This window comes from Companilactobacillus alimentarius DSM 20249 (genome assembly GCF_002849895.1).
Taxonomy (GTDB): domain Bacteria; phylum Bacillota; class Bacilli; order Lactobacillales; family Lactobacillaceae; genus Companilactobacillus; species Companilactobacillus alimentarius.
The window spans coordinates 2,047,141-2,067,292 of the sequence record NZ_CP018867.1; the positions used below are offsets into that span (position 1 = coordinate 2,047,141).

General features: G+C 35.2%; 20 protein-coding genes. 16 read left to right on the forward strand and 4 right to left on the reverse strand.

What is annotated here, in order from left to right:
* Positions 1-212: 212 nt before the first annotated feature.
* Positions 213-398, forward strand: a complete 186-nt coding sequence (locus LA20249_RS09755) for a hypothetical protein (RefSeq protein WP_057737747.1) — start codon at positions 213-215, stop codon at positions 396-398.
* 190 nt (positions 399-588) lie between these two features.
* Positions 589-2,268, forward strand: coding sequence for a DUF285 domain-containing protein (locus LA20249_RS09760; RefSeq protein WP_235806737.1), 1,680 nt, complete (start codon positions 589-591; stop codon positions 2,266-2,268).
* A 163-nt stretch (positions 2,269-2,431) separates the two neighbouring features.
* On the opposite strand, the gene LA20249_RS09765 is transcribed toward LA20249_RS09760, so the two are convergent.
* A complete protein-coding gene (locus LA20249_RS09765) occupies positions 2,432-2,821 on the reverse strand; it encodes a winged helix-turn-helix transcriptional regulator (RefSeq protein WP_057737743.1) in 390 nt (129 codons plus the stop codon).
* A 37-nt stretch (positions 2,822-2,858) separates the two neighbouring features.
* The gene (locus tag LA20249_RS09770; protein WP_057737741.1) at positions 2,859-4,067 is read right to left on the reverse strand and encodes an MFS transporter; all 1,209 of its coding nucleotides are present in this window, start codon (positions 4,065-4,067) and stop codon (positions 2,859-2,861) included.
* 469 nt (positions 4,068-4,536) lie between these two features.
* Here LA20249_RS09770 and LA20249_RS09775 point away from each other — a divergent pair, with 469 nt between their 5' ends.
* Genes LA20249_RS09775 through LA20249_RS09785 form a run of 3 tightly spaced genes read left to right on the forward strand, consistent with a single transcriptional unit; the run spans position 4,537 to position 7,165 of the window.
* Entirely contained in the window at positions 4,537-5,502 is a 966-nt protein-coding gene (locus LA20249_RS09775) for an ABC transporter substrate-binding protein (protein ID WP_057737739.1), read from the forward strand.
* Between the two features lie 9 nt (positions 5,503-5,511).
* Positions 5,512-6,462 carry an ABC transporter permease gene (locus LA20249_RS09780; protein WP_057737737.1) on the forward strand — a complete coding sequence of 317 codons (951 nt, stop codon included), beginning with the start codon at positions 5,512-5,514 and terminating at the stop codon, positions 6,460-6,462.
* Positions 6,410-7,165, forward strand: a complete 756-nt coding sequence (locus LA20249_RS09785) for an ABC transporter ATP-binding protein (protein WP_057737735.1) — start codon at positions 6,410-6,412, stop codon at positions 7,163-7,165. Before LA20249_RS09780 ends, LA20249_RS09785 begins: the two co-directional genes overlap by 53 nt.
* On the opposite strand, the gene LA20249_RS09790 is transcribed toward LA20249_RS09785, so the two are convergent.
* Both LA20249_RS09790 and LA20249_RS09795 read right to left on the reverse strand, forming a co-directional pair.
* The gene (locus LA20249_RS09790; protein WP_057737733.1) at positions 7,158-8,786 is read right to left on the reverse strand and encodes a hypothetical protein; all 1,629 of its coding nucleotides are present in this window, start codon (positions 8,784-8,786) and stop codon (positions 7,158-7,160) included. The genes LA20249_RS09785 and LA20249_RS09790 overlap by 8 nt on opposite strands.
* A gap of 317 nt (positions 8,787-9,103) precedes the next feature.
* Positions 9,104-9,907, reverse strand: a complete 804-nt coding sequence (locus LA20249_RS09795) for a tyrosine-protein phosphatase (protein ID WP_057737730.1) — start codon at positions 9,905-9,907, stop codon at positions 9,104-9,106.
* Between the two features lie 62 nt (positions 9,908-9,969).
* Here LA20249_RS09795 and LA20249_RS09800 point away from each other — a divergent pair, with 62 nt between their 5' ends.
* The 11 genes from LA20249_RS09800 to LA20249_RS09850 all read left to right on the forward strand — a co-directional run bounded on the left by LA20249_RS09800 (position 9,970) and on the right by LA20249_RS09850 (position 20,075).
* Positions 9,970-11,082: a glycerate kinase gene (locus LA20249_RS09800; RefSeq protein WP_057737728.1), complete on the forward strand. Its 1,113-nt coding sequence runs from the start codon at positions 9,970-9,972 to the stop codon at positions 11,080-11,082.
* Positions 11,083-11,166: 84 nt separating this feature from the next.
* Positions 11,167-11,643 carry a universal stress protein gene (locus LA20249_RS09805; protein ID WP_057737725.1) on the forward strand — a complete coding sequence of 159 codons (477 nt, stop codon included), beginning with the start codon at positions 11,167-11,169 and terminating at the stop codon, positions 11,641-11,643.
* Between the two features lie 108 nt (positions 11,644-11,751).
* The gene (locus tag LA20249_RS09810; RefSeq protein WP_057737723.1) at positions 11,752-12,297 is read left to right on the forward strand and encodes a DNA-3-methyladenine glycosylase I; all 546 of its coding nucleotides are present in this window, start codon (positions 11,752-11,754) and stop codon (positions 12,295-12,297) included.
* 36 nt (positions 12,298-12,333) lie between these two features.
* A complete protein-coding gene (locus LA20249_RS09815) occupies positions 12,334-12,825 on the forward strand; it encodes a hypothetical protein (protein ID WP_057737721.1) in 492 nt (163 codons plus the stop codon).
* Positions 12,813-13,646: an ATP-binding cassette domain-containing protein gene (locus tag LA20249_RS09820; RefSeq protein WP_057737719.1), complete on the forward strand. Its 834-nt coding sequence runs from the start codon at positions 12,813-12,815 to the stop codon at positions 13,644-13,646. Before LA20249_RS09815 ends, LA20249_RS09820 begins: the two co-directional genes overlap by 13 nt.
* Positions 13,636-14,310, forward strand: coding sequence for a hypothetical protein (locus LA20249_RS09825; protein WP_057737717.1), 675 nt, complete (start codon positions 13,636-13,638; stop codon positions 14,308-14,310). The genes LA20249_RS09820 and LA20249_RS09825 overlap by 11 nt, the downstream gene beginning before the upstream one ends.
* A gap of 66 nt (positions 14,311-14,376) precedes the next feature.
* The gene (locus LA20249_RS09830; protein ID WP_057737715.1) at positions 14,377-14,901 is read left to right on the forward strand and encodes a GNAT family N-acetyltransferase; all 525 of its coding nucleotides are present in this window, start codon (positions 14,377-14,379) and stop codon (positions 14,899-14,901) included.
* 145 nt (positions 14,902-15,046) lie between these two features.
* Positions 15,047-16,189, forward strand: coding sequence for a metallophosphoesterase family protein (locus LA20249_RS09835; RefSeq protein ID WP_371861848.1), 1,143 nt, complete (start codon positions 15,047-15,049; stop codon positions 16,187-16,189).
* Between the two features lie 12 nt (positions 16,190-16,201).
* Positions 16,202-18,097, forward strand: coding sequence for an asparagine synthase (glutamine-hydrolyzing) (gene asnB, locus LA20249_RS09840; protein WP_057737711.1), 1,896 nt, complete (start codon positions 16,202-16,204; stop codon positions 18,095-18,097).
* Between the two features lie 275 nt (positions 18,098-18,372).
* Positions 18,373-19,593, forward strand: coding sequence for a carboxylate--amine ligase (locus LA20249_RS09845; RefSeq protein WP_057737800.1), 1,221 nt, complete (start codon positions 18,373-18,375; stop codon positions 19,591-19,593).
* 17 nt (positions 19,594-19,610) lie between these two features.
* Positions 19,611-20,075 carry a universal stress protein gene (locus tag LA20249_RS09850; protein WP_057737709.1) on the forward strand — a complete coding sequence of 155 codons (465 nt, stop codon included), beginning with the start codon at positions 19,611-19,613 and terminating at the stop codon, positions 20,073-20,075.
* The last annotated feature ends 77 nt before the right edge of the window (positions 20,076-20,152 follow it).

The window sequence follows — 20,152 nt, forward strand, 5'->3', positions numbered from 1 at the left end:
GCAATCTGTCGATATTTTCTAAAGCCTTAGTCGCAGTTGGATTTGATTTTTAATTCTTTCTAAGAAAATGTTGTCAATTATTAGAGCTATTTTTTACGATAGGAAAATGGCTGAAAGTAGCGATCTAACGGCTTGTAAATCACTTTTGACCATGGTATTCTCATCTGTGGACAAAAGGAAATAAACTAAAAAACACTTAAGGGGTGGATGTTATGACAACAAGAAATGTAAAATTTATGAAGGTAGCACTGATGGCGGTAGTAGTCATGTTGTTAATGGTTTTGGTCGCTTTACAAAGCCGATACATCATTCCCGTTGCTGCTTTTGTAGCAATTGTTTTGGCAGTTTATTCAGAAGACAATCTTGCTAAGAAACATACATTTAAATATATAGACTAATTCAAAAGAGTATAGCGCGGGATGCAGTTAAACATTGCTTCTTTCGTTGAAATTGGTAGCGGCAGTGATCGAATTATGATTGCTGTCGCTATTTGTGTTGTGAAATAGTCGTTTTTTGAGAAAAAACTCTAAATTCTTATATTGGTGCTATAATTATTCTAATTAATTAAGGGGGCCGTTTTAATTGAAAATGGGGCAAAAAAATTGGGGTAAATTGATTATTGCTTTAGGCTTGTCACTTTCTATTTTGGGAACTAGTACCACAGTTCATGCTCAAACTAGTGCAGCTTCCTTAGGTGATGAGATGGAATCTTCTACCTCGGAAGTGAAGTATTCAGGAATTGACGGAACTTGTCAGTGGTATATTTCAGATGATGACACGCTTCATATCGAAAGTGGAACGTTACAAGCAGGTTCATTGGGGAAGTCCTTAACTTCAAACGAAAATGAATATCCTAATGTTAAATTCGACAGTATTAAACAAGATATTAAAAAAATTTCGATTGATGGGAACGTTATTTTACCAGCTAATTCTTCTTGGCTATTTACTGGTATAGGTAATAATACTAACGGTATCTCCGGTATAACAGAAATTAAAAATGGCGAAAGATTGAATACTAGTAACGTAACTAATATGAGTCATATGTTTGATGGTTTGGGTAATTTGACTGTTTTAGATGTTTCGACTTGGGATATTTCCCATGTGTCCAATATGAGTTATATGTTTAGTGATACTGGATTGTCGTTGATTGATGTTTCAACTTGGGATACTGGCAATGTTTTAAATATGCGCCATATGTTCAGTGCCGATAATACGACTTCTAATTTACAGCAACTGGATGTTTCCAACTGGAATGTAAGTAATGTTTCTGATATGTCAGCTATGTTTATGAAAGATCAACAATTGAAGGTATTAGATATTTCCAATTGGGACGTTCACAAAGTAATTAAGATGAATGATATGTTCAGTGGAGCCAGTGGACTGAGAAAACTTGATTTCAGTAAATGGCAAAGCAATGCAAAAACAACCGGTTTTTTGACAGGGACTAATCTGAATAGGATAAGATTGTCAGCAAATTTTCATCTTAAGAATTCTGGCTTAGGTCAGGATACAAGTGGGAATACAAACCATAAAGAATGGCTAGTGACGAAGAAAGGCAATAAATCAATCATTAGTAGCAAAAAGTTACTCAAAGGTAAATATTTGAGTTGGGCCATTAATGCAAAGGGCATTGAAATTTTTGATGTGAATATTCCTAATAATTTAAATAAGACTATCTTGAATAAGAACGTTAAAGGTAGCGTAAAAAATGGTATTGCCACTTTAACAATCAAGGTTCCTGAAAGAAATGGTTATAAAGCTAATAAATCACTTTTAACTTTCACAGTTAATGTTGATAAATTACAAGCAAGCAAAGGTAAGTATGTTATTACTTCACCAGAGAAAGTGACATATAAAAAAGTTGCTGCAACTAAGAAAGTTAATCAATTAGTGGCAACAAGACCTCAGAGAAAAGTCACGACGCTCTTTGACAACGATACGAAAGCTTTGAGTAACTCGCTAACTTCTGCTACTAATTGGTTTAGCGATAGGCAAATGAAGTTAAAAGGGGTAACTTATTATCGAGTTGCTACCGATAGATGGGTTAAATCGGGCGATGTCTATACCTATGAACCACAGAGTGCAACCATTAAAACAGGCGATTTGGATCAGGTTGTTATGAATTCTCAAGGTCAGGTTATTAATAATCGTAAATTGGATTCTGAAACTACTTGGAAAACGGATCGTTTGGCTAATATTAATGGGAAAACTTATTATCGAGTCGCCACAAATGAGTTCGTACCAACCAATGATGTAACAATCGTTTGAAATTAGTTTTCATTATTTTGGATTGGATGATGGTTATATTGTTCATTTATTTACAAATTATAAAAAATAACCTCTATTTATTAAGTTTCACCGATTTTAAGAATCGTTTTGAACTTTAAATAGAGGCTATTTTTGTTTTTGAGTTACTTGAAATAATTTAATGCTAGTCAGCATATGGTAATGCGTCGTTATCAACGTCTTGTCGATTTAATAGTAAAATGTTTTCACCTTGTGCTTTGCGACGGTCGATATCCTTTTCTCCCCAAAGACAGAGTTCTTCGAGAATTTTGTTGAGTGATTGGCCGTAATCAGTTAATGAATATTCCACTTTAGGCGGAATTTGATTGTATACTTTACGATTAACGATGCCGTCATCTTCTAATTCACGTAGCTGTTGTGTTAACATTTTTTGCGTAATATTAGGGATAGCGCGTCGTAATTGGCCGGTACGCATGATGCCTAATTTGAGATGGCAGAGGATAATTGGTTTCCATTTTCCACCAATAATTCTCATGGTATTTTCAACGCCAATATTATAAATTGTTTGCCTCATTATGACCTCCATAGTGGTTGTATAGTACCACCATAATTTAGTCGTAGCAATTTTCTAGGTCTAAAGTTGGTGCAGTTCTTTTTTCAAGACGCATTAGAAAACCAATTAAGATGATTCCAACGATTAGCATACCAATTCCTAACCAAGGTGTGTTAACTAATTGATTATGGGCCACTGCTTGTCCATCAAGGGCTGATCCTAAAGTGATTCCGACATTGAATGCTGAAATGTTCAAAGCGGAAGCTAATGGAACTTCGTCAGGGGTATATTTTTCAGCCAATTGAACTATATACAATTGAAGTCCGGGTACGTTCATGAGTGCAAAGAGTCCAAGTAATAAGACAGCCAATAAACCTAAGAAATGCAAATTAATAGTTAGGCGCATTACGATTAAAGCAATTCCTAATCCGATAAACATTTTCAAAAGGGCAAAGAGAGGTTTCTTGTTCGCCCATTTGCCACCAATAGTGTTACCAATAGCTACGGCTATTCCGTAGAAAATTAGGATAATAACAATGGCGCTTTGAGACCAGCCCATATTCTTATTCAAAATTGTCGTCAAATAAGTATAAACTGGGAAAGTTGCCCCATATCCTAAGGCGGTCACTAATAAGATTAAGAGCAATTGAGGTTGTTTCAAGATTTTCCAGATACCCTTGACACTAGTTGGATTTGGCAAAGGCAATTTATTAGGTACTAAGAGCATGTTACTGATCAAACCAATTAATCCTAAAACGATTAGGAAAATAAATGACATCCGCCAATTGAAAGTTTGTCCAATAAAAGTTCCAATTGGAACGCCAGCGATAGTAGCGACCGTTAAGCCAGTAAACATGATGGCAATAGCTGAACCACGTTTATTTGGAGTTACTACATTAGCAGCAATTAATGAAGCGATGGTCATAAAAATTCCATGTGACAGAGCGGTGATGATTCGGCCTGCCAAAAGGATTGTAAAGTTGGGCGCGAAGGTCGCCAATAAATTACCGATGATGAAGCTAATCATAATACCAATCAGTAATTTTTTGCGGTCAAAACGGTTGGTTACTAATGCTAGAATCGGAGCTCCAAAAATGATACCTGTGGCATAAATTGAAACTGTCAGTCCACCTTGTGTCAAAGAGATACCAAAGGTTTTGGTTAAAAGTGGGATGATTCCGACGCTGATAAATTCAGTTGATCCAATGGCAAAGGCACTGATTGCCAATGACAAGAGAATCCAAGTTGATGAGACTTTTTTGTTCATAATTTTTCCTCCTTGATTAATGCATGAGTATCATTATATTGCGTTAGGAGAATTAAACAATTACGTACTTTAAAGTGCAGTAGGGACTAAAAAGTACCTATAAGGATTCTGTAAATAAATTAAAATAGTCTAATAAAATTATTGACAGACTAATTATTGAATGTTTTACTAGAGAATGTAAATTGCAAACGAGGAGAACTTTATTATGAAAATTAATAAACGGTTGTCACAGTTAAATAATCAATTTGCCTTTAGCTTTTTCTTTAGATAGCGTTTGTATTCAGTTGCTGGATACGAACGCGGACGTGTTCGTATCTATTGATTGGCTAAAGCTTTTAAATGTGTCGTTAAAGCCAGCGTAGATACAGGGTTAAATCTAGCTGGAGAAAATATTTGGGCCCAAGTATAAAACCAGTTAGATTCGATCTGAATCTAGTTGGCTTTTTTTATATTCTGGGAGGAAATATTTATGAGAAAAATTCTAATTTCAATCACCGCCATAATGGCAATTTTAGTTTTAACAAGTTGTTCCACCAATTCATCAGTGGACAAGAAAACATTAAATGTAGGAATCCTACAAATTGTGCCCCATGGTTCCTTAGATGCCGCTAGAAAGGGATTCAAAGAGGAATTGAATAAAGAGGTTAAGGAACATGATAAGTCGCTTAAAATCAATTACAACTATCAAAATGCTCAAGGCGATCAAGCAAATCTGAGTTCCATGTCACAACAATTAGTTCAAAAAAAAGACGATTTAATTCTAGGAATAGCCACTCCCGCAGCACAGGCGTTAGCTAAAAAAACTAATTCGACCCCAATTGTTGTGACAGCTGTAACCAACTTGCAGAGCGCAGGATTAGTCAAAGATGATAAAAAGCCACAGACCAATGTCACAGGTACAAAGGATCTAGGTCCAGTCGACAAGCAAATAAAACTGTTGACTACTATGACAAAGAGCCAAAAACCTATTGGAGTTTTATATAATTCATCGGAAGAAAATTCCGTATTACAAGTCAAAATGGTTAAGAAGTATGCGAAGAATCATCATTTGAAATTGAATATCGTTAGTGTAACTAGTACCAATGATGTGGCTAGCGCTGTCTCAGGGATGGCTAAGAAAGTCTCAGGAATCTACTTGCCAACGGATAATTTGATGGCTAGTTCGATGAAGACCATTGGTAAAAAAGCGCGTGAAGCTAAGTTACCAGTCGTAACAGGTTCAATTGAAATGGCGGAAGATGGTGGAACGGCTACATATGGGATCAATTATCACGATTTAGGCAAGCAAACCGCTAAAATGGCTTATCAGATTTTGATTGAAAAAAAGAAGCCTCAAGATATGCCAGTTGAAACTTCACATACTTTAAGACTTTATATCAATAAAACTAATGCTAAAGCTATCGGAATCAACCCCGATAAAATTATGAAACCATAGGAGGAAAATATGCTGATATCTAGTTTAGGACAAGGATTATTATGGGCACCGTTAGCTATTGGTGTTTTTATTACATTTAGAATTTTGGATATTCCTGATTTGACCACTGAAGGAAGTTTTCCCTTTGGCGCTGCTGTGACGGTTAGTTTGATGATCAAAGGCCAATCAGCTATCATAGCCACTTTGGCGGGATTTTTTGCAGGGTGTATTGCCGGATTAGTAACGGGAATATTGGATACGAAATTAAGAATTCCGTCACTTCTAGCAGGAATTTTGACAATGACGGGTCTATATTCCATTAACATCCACATTATGGGCAAATCAAATGTTCCGTTATTGAGTCAAAAAATCTTAACAGAATATTTGCCAGCAGGTTTAGATGTCGACTTACAGACGATTGTTTTAGGGCTGATCGTAATTTTTATCGTCATAACACTACTCTTCGGACTCTTTAAAACCCGTTTAGGATTATCTTTAATGGCTACAGGCAATAACAAGAATATGTCGGCTGCCAACGGAATTAATACCGATGGGATGATTATTTTCGGCTACGTTATCTCCAATGGCTTTATCGCTTTGTCAGGGGCTCTGATAGCGCAGAGTAATGGTTATGCCGATATTGGTATGGGTATTGGCACAATCGTTATTGGACTAGCCTCTGTCTTAGTCGGCGAAATTTTCCTACGTAGTCACAACATTTTGACTAGATTATTAGCCATGATCCTAGGAGCAATTATTTACCGATTATTATTAACTTTTGCGATGGGATTAGGTTTCCCGGCTGATGATCTCAAGATTTTATCGGCAATCATTTTAGTGATCGTAATCTGTGTTCCGATTATTCAGAATCGAATCAGAACTAAACGAGAATTGAAAAAATATTTAATACAAGTGGAGGATCAAACTGATGGAAGTCTTACAACTAAAACATCTACAAAAAGTATTCTTTCCCGGGACTAACAATGAGCGTCACGTTTTAAAAAATATTAATCTCAAAATCAACGATGGTGACTTTATTTCAGTTATCGGCAACAATGGGGCGGGTAAGTCTACATTATTGAATACAATTGCTGGTAATTTGCATGTTGACGCTGGTGAAATTGATTTAGTTGATCATGATGTCACAAAAAAATCAATTGCTTACCGTGCACGTTGGATGTCACGAGTCTTTCAAGATCCTAAAACGGGAACGGCAGGAGATTTAACTGTTTTGCAGAACCTGGTACTTGCCCAGAGTCATACCCAAACAATCAGTTTACATTGGTATCAAAAAAAGACTGATCGAAAATCTTTCAGTCAATTATTAAAAGCTTTAAATATGGGCTTAGAAAATTTTTTAGACACACAAGTAAAATATTTATCCGGAGGTCAACGACAAGCACTGTCACTTTTAATGGCTACTTTGAGTAAACCTAAATTGTTATTATTAGATGAACATACAGCGGCGCTTGATCCGAAAACTAGTCAAGAAGTAATGACAATTACTGAAAAAATCGTTCAGGAACAACATTTGACTACGATGATGATCACACACAAAATGTCTGATGCTTTAAAGTATGGCAATCGCTTAATAATGGTTCAGGACGGTCAGATTAAGCTGGATATTAGTGGGAAGCAAAAGGCAACTTTAAAGAAGGAAGACTTGTTAAAAGCGTTTAAATAATTAAAAATAACCAAGCTAATAAACTTATAACAAAAATTAATTGGAAAGCTGGTACGTCGTAATTAATTTGAATCTTTAATTTATTAAAGTCTGTCGGCGCCACGAACCTAACTGTGCCACGTTTACTAGGTAAAAGGTCTTCGACTGAACCGTTTAAGCGAATCTTGGTAAAACGGTATCTGACATAAGGTAGATCGACTACATCTCCTTTTTTAATATTCGCGAGTTCAAAGTAATTCGTCGAGTTTCTAATACCAGGAATTTGTAGGAATTTTTTACCATTGATGTATCCTAAGTGCTGTTTGATTTCGGGCAAATATTTTTGGACCTTTTTGGGAATATATTGGTCGAGGTAGTTTTCAGGGATATTGTGTCTATTGACCATTTTTTCGGTAATTACCAAATTATCTTGGCTAATAAAAGAATTCACTAACGATTTGTTAAAAGATGAATACCATAAACTACCACTTATTAGTGTCACGGATATGACGGCGATTGTGATGCTGAAATGATTATTTTTAATTAAGATTGATAAGGATTTTGCAGCGATAATTGAACTGAATAAAGTTGCAAAGATTAAATTTCTAAAAGGAAATTGAATTACCCCAATAGGAGTATTCTGTAGGAATTTCCAAGGAAAGAAGCTGCTTGACATAATAAAAGTCAAAATTGCTAAGGTAAAGATGGCTTTAGTCGTGAAATCGAATTTCTTAAAAATAATTATTCCTAATAACAAAGCTAATATCAAAATTAGACCAATATTATATATGTGCCCTTCAAATGAACGACCACTTGTGTTGAGAAAACTAGATGTTATTAATGATAAAAGAGACTTGCCCTTTAATGCTTGTTGACCAGGAATGCCGTAATCTTGTGAAAATTCTTCGATGATGAAAGGAACGGTAAAAATTAGCGTTGCAAGAATCGTAGTCCCAACCGCTTTGCCGAAATCAAGTAGGCGGTTTTTGCTTAATTTTACTTTAGGAGAAAAGATTATCAGAATAAGAACGAATATTAAAAGACACATAAAAGTGGTTAAGATATGTGAAAAAATGATTAGAGACATTCCGATAGCCAAAATTTTCCAGTTTTTATTGTCACCGAAAAATAATTCGTAGAATCCTAGAAAACATAGTGGCAAAAAGATAGTGGCTAAATATTCTCCTATTGCGGCTCGAGAGAAGAAGTCAATTAAACGATAAGTGCTGAAATTATAAACGACTGCAAAAATAACAGCCTGAAAAGTGCTGTTAGAGAATTTCTTCATGACGTAGTGACTTATTAAGAAGGAAACGAAGAAATAAAACATTAATCCTAGATAGTAAGCTTGAATCCAACTGGCAGTCAATAATTTAAAAAAGGAAAAGGGAATTAAGGTAATCCATGGATAAAAAATATATTGACCATAACCTATTTTTCCAAAAAAGGATGTCGAAACTCCGGATTGTAGTAGACCGTGTTTGAAATTGTCTGATAATCCGATGATTCTTAAAAAATGATAATAGGTATCGTCACCATACCAAACAAAGTCTGCTCTAATGGTCCAGTACATTAGAAGGGCTAATATAGCGTATGATATTAAAATATAAAGAGGTTCATATTTCAAGAGCTTCTTTTTCATAAAACATACCTGCTCCAATACGATTGTTTATAATTATATTATATTTAGAAGCAGAAAAAATAACCATTTACTGAGGGGAATCAGTGACTGGTTATTTACGCGTTTAGGTAATCCAAATTTCAGGGAGGAGATATGGATTACTCAGCTTTATATATATTATGAGATTTATCTATTCAATTTTCTATATCTATGAAGATAATTTTTAAGGGGGGATGTAAGTTAGAGATTTTCTATATCCTTTAACCTACAAATTATATGATAGACAGAAAATGTGAAGAAAGTGTGATAACAATATTCTAAAAAAAAGAAGTTTAGAATCAGTTCAAATAAATTTTCTTCAAATCTCTTATCTCCGCAGGAGTTACCTGTAATTCATCTTTGATATAATTATCAATATTACCAGACAATTTGGCGATTTCTTTTTCAGCTGTGGCAAGATATTCGCTGTGTACAGTCATTAGATCACGAACGGAGCTGAGCACATTTTTATCGGTATAACCTTTTTTTTGCAAGTTGGTAATTAAGTCGTCAACAAAATTTTTATTAGCTTTATTAGTCAATAAATAGTCCTGTTTAATTACATCCATTGGTACACCCAGAGCACTCAGTAAGTAAACAGCTCCCATTCCCGTACGATCTTTACCGGCACTACAATGGAATAGTAGGACATCGTCGTCTTGTTCATTAGTTAATAATTCGTCAAAAAATGTTCGATAAGCGTCTTTAGCTTGGTCGCCTGTGATAATATCACGGTAAACATCTTTCATATGGTCAAACCCGTTAGTGGGATCGCCGTCAATTTCTGGAATAAAATTCTTATTTTGAACTTTTGAAGCTTCAGTCTCGTCTTGTTCAAAAACGGGAGCAGCAATATATTCAGCATTAGTAGGTAAGCGGTCGGGCTTTTGAGAAATCTCTTCGTGTGAACGAAAATCAATATCATACTTCAAGCCGTAATTGTTCAAAAAATTTAAATCATTTGTAGTTAAATCGCTTAGTCCAGCTGATCTAAGTACTTTGTGGAATTTAATGGTTTGGCCATCAACAGTTTGATAACCACCAAGTTCACGAAAGTTTACACCTTTTTCAAGGTCTAAAACGCGTTTATTATCATTAGTCATACAGCTACCTCTACATATTTTTTCTATTCATTATTATATCAAAAAGGAAGAGTCATTCTATCATGAAGTTTATTATTGCACCTGGAAAATATAGTAATAATATTAGTTCGACAAAAATCGGACAAGCGATTTATAGCGGAATCTCACGGGCTATGCCAGACGCACAAATAATTACCATGCCTGTCACCGACAGTAAAGATGGAATGCCGGCATTGGTGGAACATACTATTGGTGGACGTTGGAAGAAAGTTTCCTATTTTGATGCTTTTTGGTCTAATCGAATCGGACATTATTTAATAACTAAGGTCGGTAGTCAAGATACCGCTATTATGGATTCAGAGCAAGTCGTAGGAATCGATTTGGCAAAAGAAAAGACCCGCAATGATCTTTTTCATGCGACTAGTTACGGTTTAGGCGAATTTATTATTGATGCAGTAACGGATGGAATTAAAAACATTGTACTCTGTTTAGGAAAGACGGCAGTGGCAGATGGTGGTTTAGGGGCTTTGCAGGCTCTAGGAGCGAAGATCTATGATGAAAATGGAGTATTGGTCCCGGAAGGTGAAAATCCACTTATCAATGCTTTTAGAGTTGATTTGGACGATGTTTATCAATTACTAGGCAGTCGTACCAAAATTACGGTTTTATTAAACTATACGACTTCCAATCGGCTTTCACAGACATTGGATTATTTAAATGAAGCTCAAGAAAGCTTTTTAGAGGATAATTTAGTTTTCGTTACAGAAAAATTAAATCAGAAGTATAATTTAGACATACACCCAATGCCACATTCTGGATCAATTAAGACACTGGCAGGGGCATTTGCAATGATTAATGCAAGTATTTCCAGATCATCTTTTGAATGGGTTGCTAAAGTTACAGGCATGGATGAAACTATCAAGTCTTGTAATATCTTAGTGACTGCAACGGACAGGATCTCTCGTGAGGCTATGCAAGATGATATGTTAAATCATTTGAGTCGAATAGCAGGGTCGCAGAGGATTCCCACATTTGCTTTATGTAATAATTTTGTTGATGATTTTCAAAGCTATGAACAACTTTTTACAGGTATTTTTTCGACTCAGATGACGGAGTATGATGATGAAATGACAATGTTTGAGAATTATGAATCGGTTGCTAATCAGTTGGTAAGGACTCTATTAACTTTCAAATAATTGTGTAAAATATTGTATAATATATATGAATGCATTAATCTTACATTAAGAAGATATTTAATAACTGCATTGGAGGATTGAATTATGGAACAAGATTATAAGAAGATTTTGGTTCCTGTAGATGGATCAAAAGAAGCAGAAATGGCTTTTAAGAAGGCCGTTAAAGTTGCACAAATGAACGGTGGACATCTAGATGTCTTAACAGTCCTAGATACAAAGCAATTTATTGGTTTGCACGGTGGCATGTTGAATGGCGATGTTATTTATCAACTTTCCGAAGATGCTCAAAAGTATCTCAACGAATTGAAAGATAGTGCGATCAAGGATGGTCTCAAAGAAGAGGACATCAATATTCACGTTCGTTTCGGGGAACCTAAGACTGTAATTTCACAAGAATTCGTTAAAGAATATGAAAATGATTTGATTATGATTGGATCAACCGGTATGAATGCTGTTACAAGATTGTTGGTTGGTTCTGTTTCTGAATATGTAACGGGAAATGCTAGAACAGATGTAATCATTGTTAGAACTAATACTGACAATGAAGAATTGGCTAAATAATTAATTTTTAATTGTTACTTTTCATAAGAATCCGATTGGCTAAAACGTAGTGGGTACGTTACTGGGTCAACGGATTTTTTTATTTCGAATTATAATTGGAGGAAATGTATGAGATGTTCATGGGCAGATAGTTCACCAGAAATGCAGGCGTATCACGATAACGAATGGGGCAAACCTAGTCACGATGAACGATATTTTTTTGAGATGTTAACTTTGGAGGGTGCTCAGGCAGGACTTTCCTGGGCGACAATTATTAAACGTCGTAACAGTTATGAAAAAATTTATGATAATTTTGACGTAGACAAAGTGGCAAATTTTGATACAAATAAACGTAATTTGATGTTAGAGGATAAGGGAATTATTCGTAACCGTTTGAAGGTTGATTCCTCGATTGACAACGCTAAAATAATTTCAGAAATGCATCAAAATAATAAACTTTTTTCCGATTATATTTGGAATTTTGTTGATAATAAGCCAATAATTAATCATTATAGTGATATGAGTGAAGTGCCAGCACAAACAAAACTGTCGCAAGATATTAGTAAAGATCTTAAAAAACGTGGTTTTAGGTTTGTTGGACCCACAATCATATATTCGTTTTTACAAGCGGTAGGTGTGATCAATGACCACCTTGATTCCTGTAATTACAAGTAAAAATTAGTATAATGGTATTAAAGACGGAGGATAATTATGAATTCTGAAACTATTAGCAAACTAGCCGAAGGGCTCTATGAAGATAGAAAGAAATTTGAAGATAAGTCACAAAAATTTGATGCACAAAAAGTCTACGATATTTTGGATTCACTAGAAGTTTTGAGAAAGCCAATCAAAGAATACTTTGACATGACCGAAGATAGCTATTACCAAAATGAATCAGATCACAGACTAACTTTACAAAATCCTGATCAAAAATTGAGCCAGTTGCATGACCGTGTTCAAGTTAATCATGTTGATGGTTCTTTAGCTGGACACAATATTAACTTTACTTATAACCACGAGGATCCTTATGCTGGCGGAGAATACAAAGTTAAGACCGATATCAATTTAGTAAGTTTTGCATTTACCGTTATTGGAGCTGTTTACGATAATACCATTGTCGCCGATGTTAGAAATTCTGTATCTAAAGATGCAATCCTTTCAATTGGATTAGCAGCAAGAGCCATTGAGGAATGGCAGAAATAATGAAATTATTATCAGTCAATGATTTATCATTGCAAAATGAGGGCTACTTTGCATTTAAGCATGTAGCTTTTTCTTTATCTCAAAATGAGATAGTCGGCATAAATGGCGATAATGGTAGCGGAAAAACCCAGCTTTTAGAGGCAATCGCGGATAACAAAAGCGTCGATAGCGGAAAAATACAGTATACTCCCGGCGTTAGAATCGGTTATCTGCCTCAAAATGATCCGCAGGTAATTGAACAGACAGTGAGAAAATATCTGGAAGAAGTTAGACGCTTGTCAAAGAAGTTAGCCGTGCGGTCTGATCAGTTAGAAAGTATGGTAACTTATTTGAAATTAGCACCATATTTAGATAGAAGTATCAGTCAACTTTCATTAGGATTACAGCGTAGAGTCGGATTTATAGCAGCCGTGGCAGGACATCCCAACGTCTTGTTGTTAGATGAACCTTTTATTTTTCAACCAAATGAGATAGTTCAAGGCATGGCAAGCATGCTGCAAGACTTAAAGGACAATGGTTCAGGCATAATTATTTCTCAGACAGAATTCTCAAGCGAGATGCAGTTGTTGTTAGATCAAGGCTATCAATTAAAAAATGGAGCTTTGATTAAGTCCGTTCTGCCTAAAAAGACTGATTATTTACTAGTATTTCATATCAATCCTAATTCGATTGCAATTACACATGAAATTACGCCGTATATCGTGAAGAATGCAAATAATCTTTTGGAAATGCGAGTACCAGTGAATTTAAAAGATATCATGGTAGGAAAAATGATTGCCCTCAATTATCAATTTGAGGAGGCTGAAGAGATTGAAAGTTAAAATTCTACTGAAAAGTTATTTACAATTTGTTTTCCAGGATTTCTTATACTTAACAATGCTATTTTCAATAATTATTTTTGGATTAACAGCCGATCAGTTGTTAAGTATTGATTATCATGAGAAATATAGCCTATTATTACTAGGGATGTTTTTTTTATCACTATTTTCAACTATGAACTTGTATCATAATGATAAAAAATATAATCATTATTTAAAACAAAAAGTCGACAGCTATTGGGCAGAAGTTTTAAGCCAATTTTTAACGATCTTAATCTTTAATATAATTGCGGGAATATTGATATTTATTTTTAGCTTGATTCTTGATGGAAATATTTTAATGGACCTATCGGGAATAATTGCTTTGATTTCCGTGGGTATTTTAGGTAGCGCAATTGCAACCCTTTTTAAAACACAATGGTATAGCCACTTCAGCTTAGGCCAGATTGGGACATTGGTGATGGTGTATTTAGCCTTATCCGGAAGCGTGATAGAGATTTTTCATCCATTTGAGATAATCTTTCCACCGCTTTCTAAAATGATTATTTCACTACACAGCAATATAGCCATCACGCAATTATTACCTCTAAGTGGACAGACAATTATTTATTCGTTGATATTGTTTATTGCTAGTTGCTTTATTTATAAAAGGAATAAGAGAAATTAAAAAAACTATTGCAATGTGGTATTATTTTTTGTTTTAATATCTTGATGAAGTAAGGAGTGATTACTTATGAGCAATATTTATTTACGTCAAGCCACACTTGACGATTTGCCAAGAATTATTGATATCATCGATGGCGCTAAGAAAACCTTACGGGACCGTGGCGTTGACCAATGGCAAGTAGGATATCCTGATCAAAATATATTAAAACAGGATATTCAAGAGGATATAAGTTATGTTTTAATACTAGATGGTGAGGTAGTCGGAGTAGCTGCTTTGCAACAAGGTTATGATAAGAATTATCAAGATATGACTTCAGGGTCATGGTCAAAGAATTCTGATGTGACTTACTCGATTATTCACCGAATAGCTGTTGAACCAGGACATCAAGGACAGCATTTATCTGCCTCCTTAATACAGCAGCTGTTGACCATATCGCATTATTTAGGTTATCAGGATGTACGTATTGACACGCATCCAGATAATTTAGTAATGCAGCATGTTATTACAAGTAATGGATTCGTTGAAAAGGGTACCATTACGATGGACGAAGATCATGGTGTTAGAAAAGCTTATCAGATTCTGTTAAAGTAAGCGTCGAAGGATTATTTTTTCTATCTTTGATATATAATTGAGCCATAACAAGACCATCGTGGAGATGGTTTTTTTACTATAATGTTTCTATAAGTATTGGATATTGGAGATCATAAAATTGAAAATCAAAAATATTGCAAGAAAGATGTTGACACCAAAGCCTTCAGAATTTGTATCGGCACAAACTGATATATTTTTAAAACGACTGAAGCCGCGACCCTTTGTTACTGATTACATAAGGGGCGTTTATGACAATAATGTAAAACCTAATGTCACAGATGATACAGTTACTCTGTCAGTCCTGACCGATACGCACGCTAAAGCATTAGCTAGTGCCTCGTATTATGGCATAAATGGTGCTCGTCACATTATTGAAGCTAACAATGTAAGCGACGCTGTTCATCTGGATTTGAATGTTCATCTTGGAGACTTGATCGACGGGAGCGACAAACCAGAGATCAGTCGTGGACTATTGCAATTTGCGGTGGAAAACTATCAAAGAAGTAAAGCACCATACTATATTCTTGAAGGAAATCACGACGAGAATGACAAGTATGATGAACATAGATTCTTTGGCTCCGCCTCATTCCATCGTGATGATTATGACTCTTTAGTAACTAAATATAATTTTGAGCAGCCAGAGATTCATCGTTTGAATCCCGTTTCTAAAGTGGGCTGGTATGATAAAAAAGATATTCGAATTATATTCATTGATACAAGTGACATTCCTTATATACTCAGTAACGGTTCGAAAAAATACGACTTTAAAAAAGTTCGTGGAGTAAGAGAACAACAGTTAGAAGATTTGACCGCTATTTTAGAGAAGACGATCGACAAACATGTGGTCATGATGGGGCATGCTAATATTATTAGTCCCAGTGGTCGCAGTGCGTTGAACTTTAATGGCGATCTTGTTCAAAGATTGTTGGTAGCCTTTAATAATAAAGATTCTGGTCAATTGAAGAATGAATTGACTGGAGATTTTGGCGTGAATTTACGCTATGACTTTTCGTCCACCGGCATTTCTAAAGTAACAACGTACATATGTGGTCATATGCATTATGAAAAAAACTACAAAGTTTCTGAAATTAATCATATAATATTAAATTGTTCGGCTTTGATGGGCAAGAAACATGGATTAACAACAGATTACAATAAAAAATGGGATAGACGTTATAATGAAATCTCGGAGTTAGCAGGTTATTTCATTAATATCGACCCGAACAAATTGCGCTTACAAATTTTCGGTTACGGAGCCGCTACAAGATATGTAAGTTTTGAAATATAAGGGAGAATTTTTATGTGTGGAATTGTCGGATTCGTAGATAAAAATATTACAGACAAGAAACCTGTAATTGAAGCTATGATGGATACGATCAAGCATCGTGGTCCAAATAGTTCTGGTGAACTAGAGGACGGCGATACTGCCCTAGGTTTTCGCCGCTTAAGTATTATTGATATTAGTAGTGGTATGCAACCTATTTATAATGAAGATAGATCAAAAGCTGTTATTTTTAACGGTGAGATTTATAACTATAAAGATGTTAGAAAAGAATTAAAGAAAGCAGGACACATTTTCAGTACAGATACCGATACCGAAGTTCTTCTACATGGTTTTGAAGAATGGGGTATTGAAGGTCTTTTGAAAAAGATTCGTGGAATGTTTGCCTTCGTAATTTATGATTTAAAAACCGGCGATATCACTGGCGCTAGAGATTTCTTCGGTATCAAACCCTTGTACTACTACAACCGTGAAGGTACCTTCATCTTTGGTTCAGAAATTAAGTCGTTCTTGAAGGAACCTAATTTTAAAAAGGAATTAAATAAGTCCGCTTTAAAACCATATTTAACTTTCCAATATTCAGCTTTACACGAGACATTTTTCAAGAATGTCTTCCGTATTCCTGAAGGTCATTACTTTACTTTTAAGAATGGTAAGTTGAGTATCAAGAAGTATTGGGATATGTCCTTTAAGGAAAATAATCTTTCCTTTGAAGAAACTGTTAAACGGATTGATAAATCAATTCGTGATTCAGTCAATGAACATTCAATTAGTGATGTACCAGTTGGCTCATTGTTATCAAGTGGTGTCGATTCAAGCTATGTAACGGCTATTTTAAAGCCACAGCACACGTATTCAATTGATTTTGATACAAGTACCTATGAAGAAGGAACAGCTGCTAAGATGTTGGCTGACAAATTAGGACTTGAAAACACTCGTGGTATCGTTACAAAGGAAGAGGCCGTTAAGTCAATTCCTTTGATCCAATATTACATGGATGAGCCCGACTCTAATCCTTCTTGTATTCCACTTTATTTCCTAACTAAATTAGCAAGTAAAGATGTTACAGTTATTCTTTCCGGTGAAGGAGCCGATGAATTGTTTGCTGGCTATGCCAACTATGGTTTCCATTCACATTCGAAAGTTATTCGTGTAGTAGCTGAAGATTTGAAACATTTGCCAAAGGGCGTTAAGTACAAGTTGGCTCATGGTTTGAAGAAAATGCCTAACTTCCCAGGTCGTTTGCATTTGTATGAATCAACGGCTAAGGCTGAAGAGTTCTTTATTGGACAAGCTAAGATTTTCACCGAAAAAGAAGCCGCTGATCTGGTTAAACCAGAATTTGAGAAGTCTCGTTCTGTCAAAGATATCGTTATGAGAAGCTATCGTAAAGTTAGTGGCTATAGCGATGAGGTTAAGAAGATGCAATATCTTGATCTTCACCAATTCATGTCAAATGATATCTTGTTAAAGGCCGATCGAATGAGTATGGCTAACTCAATGGAATTACGTGTACCATTCCTTGATAAAGAAGTTGCCAAAGTAGCTGCGGGCATTCCTACAAAATATCTTTTGAATAGTAAAGATAGTAAGTATGCTTTGCGTGTCGCTGCTGAGCGTGCTTTGCCTGATGAATGGGCTAAGCGTGAAAAACTTGGCTTCCCAGTGCCAATTCGTGATTGGATTAAGACTAAGGAAGTTTACGATAAGTTCCGTGCACTATTTAGTGCTGACTTTGCTGGTGAATTCTTTGATCAGGATGCCATTTTAAAGATGCTTGATGGCTGTTATAAGGGTGAAAATGATGATCGTCGTAAAGTTTGGACAATCTATACCTTCTTAGTTTGGTATAAAGTCTTCTTTATTGATGACGGTAAGAAACCTGACGTAGATCCTCAAGTAGTTGTTGATTAATAATTAAGTAAATACATACACAAAGACCGCAAATTCATCTTTATGGGTTTGCGGTCTTTACGTTGAATAGGCCATAAAATTAATATTATAATTTAAGAAAATAATAAGCCTGTTTAATTTAATACAAATGACGGACTCGTTGTGCTAAATTGAGTATGGTATAATTTTGTGTGAAATGTGTGTAATTTTAAAAATAGAATTAATATAGTAAGAGGTTGATCCCTATCGAAACTGAATCAGGAAAAAAATTCACACCCATACTTTTGGGTAGTGATATGAATGTTTACGGAATGGCACGTGCTTTCCATGAACTTTATGGGGGCACTGTTAAGGCCTATGCCGAAATACAATTGGCACCGACAAGATATACAAAAATCTTAAACTTAACTCTTCACCCAGGCTTTTCTGAAGACCCTGTTTTTATTGAAAAAATGCGTGAAATTGCTAAAGTTTACCAAGACCATAAAGAACCAGTTATTTTAATTGGTTGTGGGGATGGTTATGCCGAACTAATTAGCAAACATAAAGAAGAGTTATCTAAGACATTCGTATGTCCATACGTCGATTATGATTTATTGAAATCATTAAATAATAAAGAAAGCTTTTATCACGTTGCTGATAAGCATAATCTGCCACATCCATTGACGAAAATCATTACTAAAGATATGTATGAAAATAAGACTGACATGGATGTTCCATTTGAATTCCCAGTGGCTTTGAAGCCAGCTAACAGTGTGGAGTGGTTGGATATTCATTTTGAAGGACGTAAAAAAGCTTTCACAATTCATTCACAAGATGAATATATGACTATCGTTGGTAAGATTTATGATAATGGTTATAAGTCAGATTTGATCCTTCAAGACTTTATTCCAGGTGACGATTCTAATATGCGTGTGCTCAATGCTTATGTTGACCAAGAGCATCACGTCAAAATGATGTGTTTAGGACATCCTATTTTGGAAGACCCAACGCCACAATCAATCGGGAATTATGTGGCTATCATTCCCGAATTTAACCAAGATGTTTATGATCAAGTACAAAAATTCCTTGAAGATATTGAATTCACTGGTTACGCTAATTTTGATATGAAATATGATTCACGTGACAAGACATTTAAGTTCTTCGAAATTAACTTACGTCAAGGAAGAAGTAGTTTCTTTGTGACGCTCAATGGTTATAATCTTGCCAAATATGTGGTGGAAGATTATATTGAGGGTAGCTTAGAAAATGAACCAACTGTTTACGCTAACAAGAACAAAGCACAACACAAGCTTTGGCTAGGTGTGCCGGTCAAAGTCTTTACTAAGTACGCTGCTGATAATGAAGCTACTAAGTATGCTGACGAGTTGATCAAGCAAGATCGAGTTGGTACAACTGTTTTCTATAGCAAAGATAATTCCTTTAGACGTTGGTTGTTATTGACATATATGTTCCACAACTATGTGAAGAGATTCGATCAATACTTCCAAGAGAATAAAGGACGCGACTTCAAATAACTTGAGGGGGTTTTTAGATGGACGAATTAAAGGAATACAAAGTAAGAAAAATTGAGTATTCTAAGATTTTGATCTGTGTAGATTCAGATGATTTTGAGTCATCAAAAAATGCATTTAACTATGCTTGCTCTTTGGCAAAGCATTATGGTGCTGAATTAGGTATCGTTTCGGTACTTGAGACAGGTGACTTAAATATTTTTCAATCGCTAGACCCAGATGTACTAGCACAACGTCGAGAAGAGATTAAGGAACTTCTTGAAGTTTATGGTAAAAAAGCAAAAGACTACGGTGTAGAAAATGTTCACTTGATGGTTACAGAAGGTGGACCTGGCGCAGTCATTGCGGATAAAGTTATTCCTAAGTTTGGACCCGATTTGGTTATTGTGGGTGTGGAAAAGAAGAACCGCAACCGTAATACTATTGGTTCACAAGCTTCTAAGATCGTTAATGGTTCTGATGTTTCAGTCAGTGTCATTAGATAAAAAAAGTATATTTATTTCAATTAATTAAAAGATGTTGATGAAAAATCAGCGTCTTTTTTTGATTCTAAATATGAGAT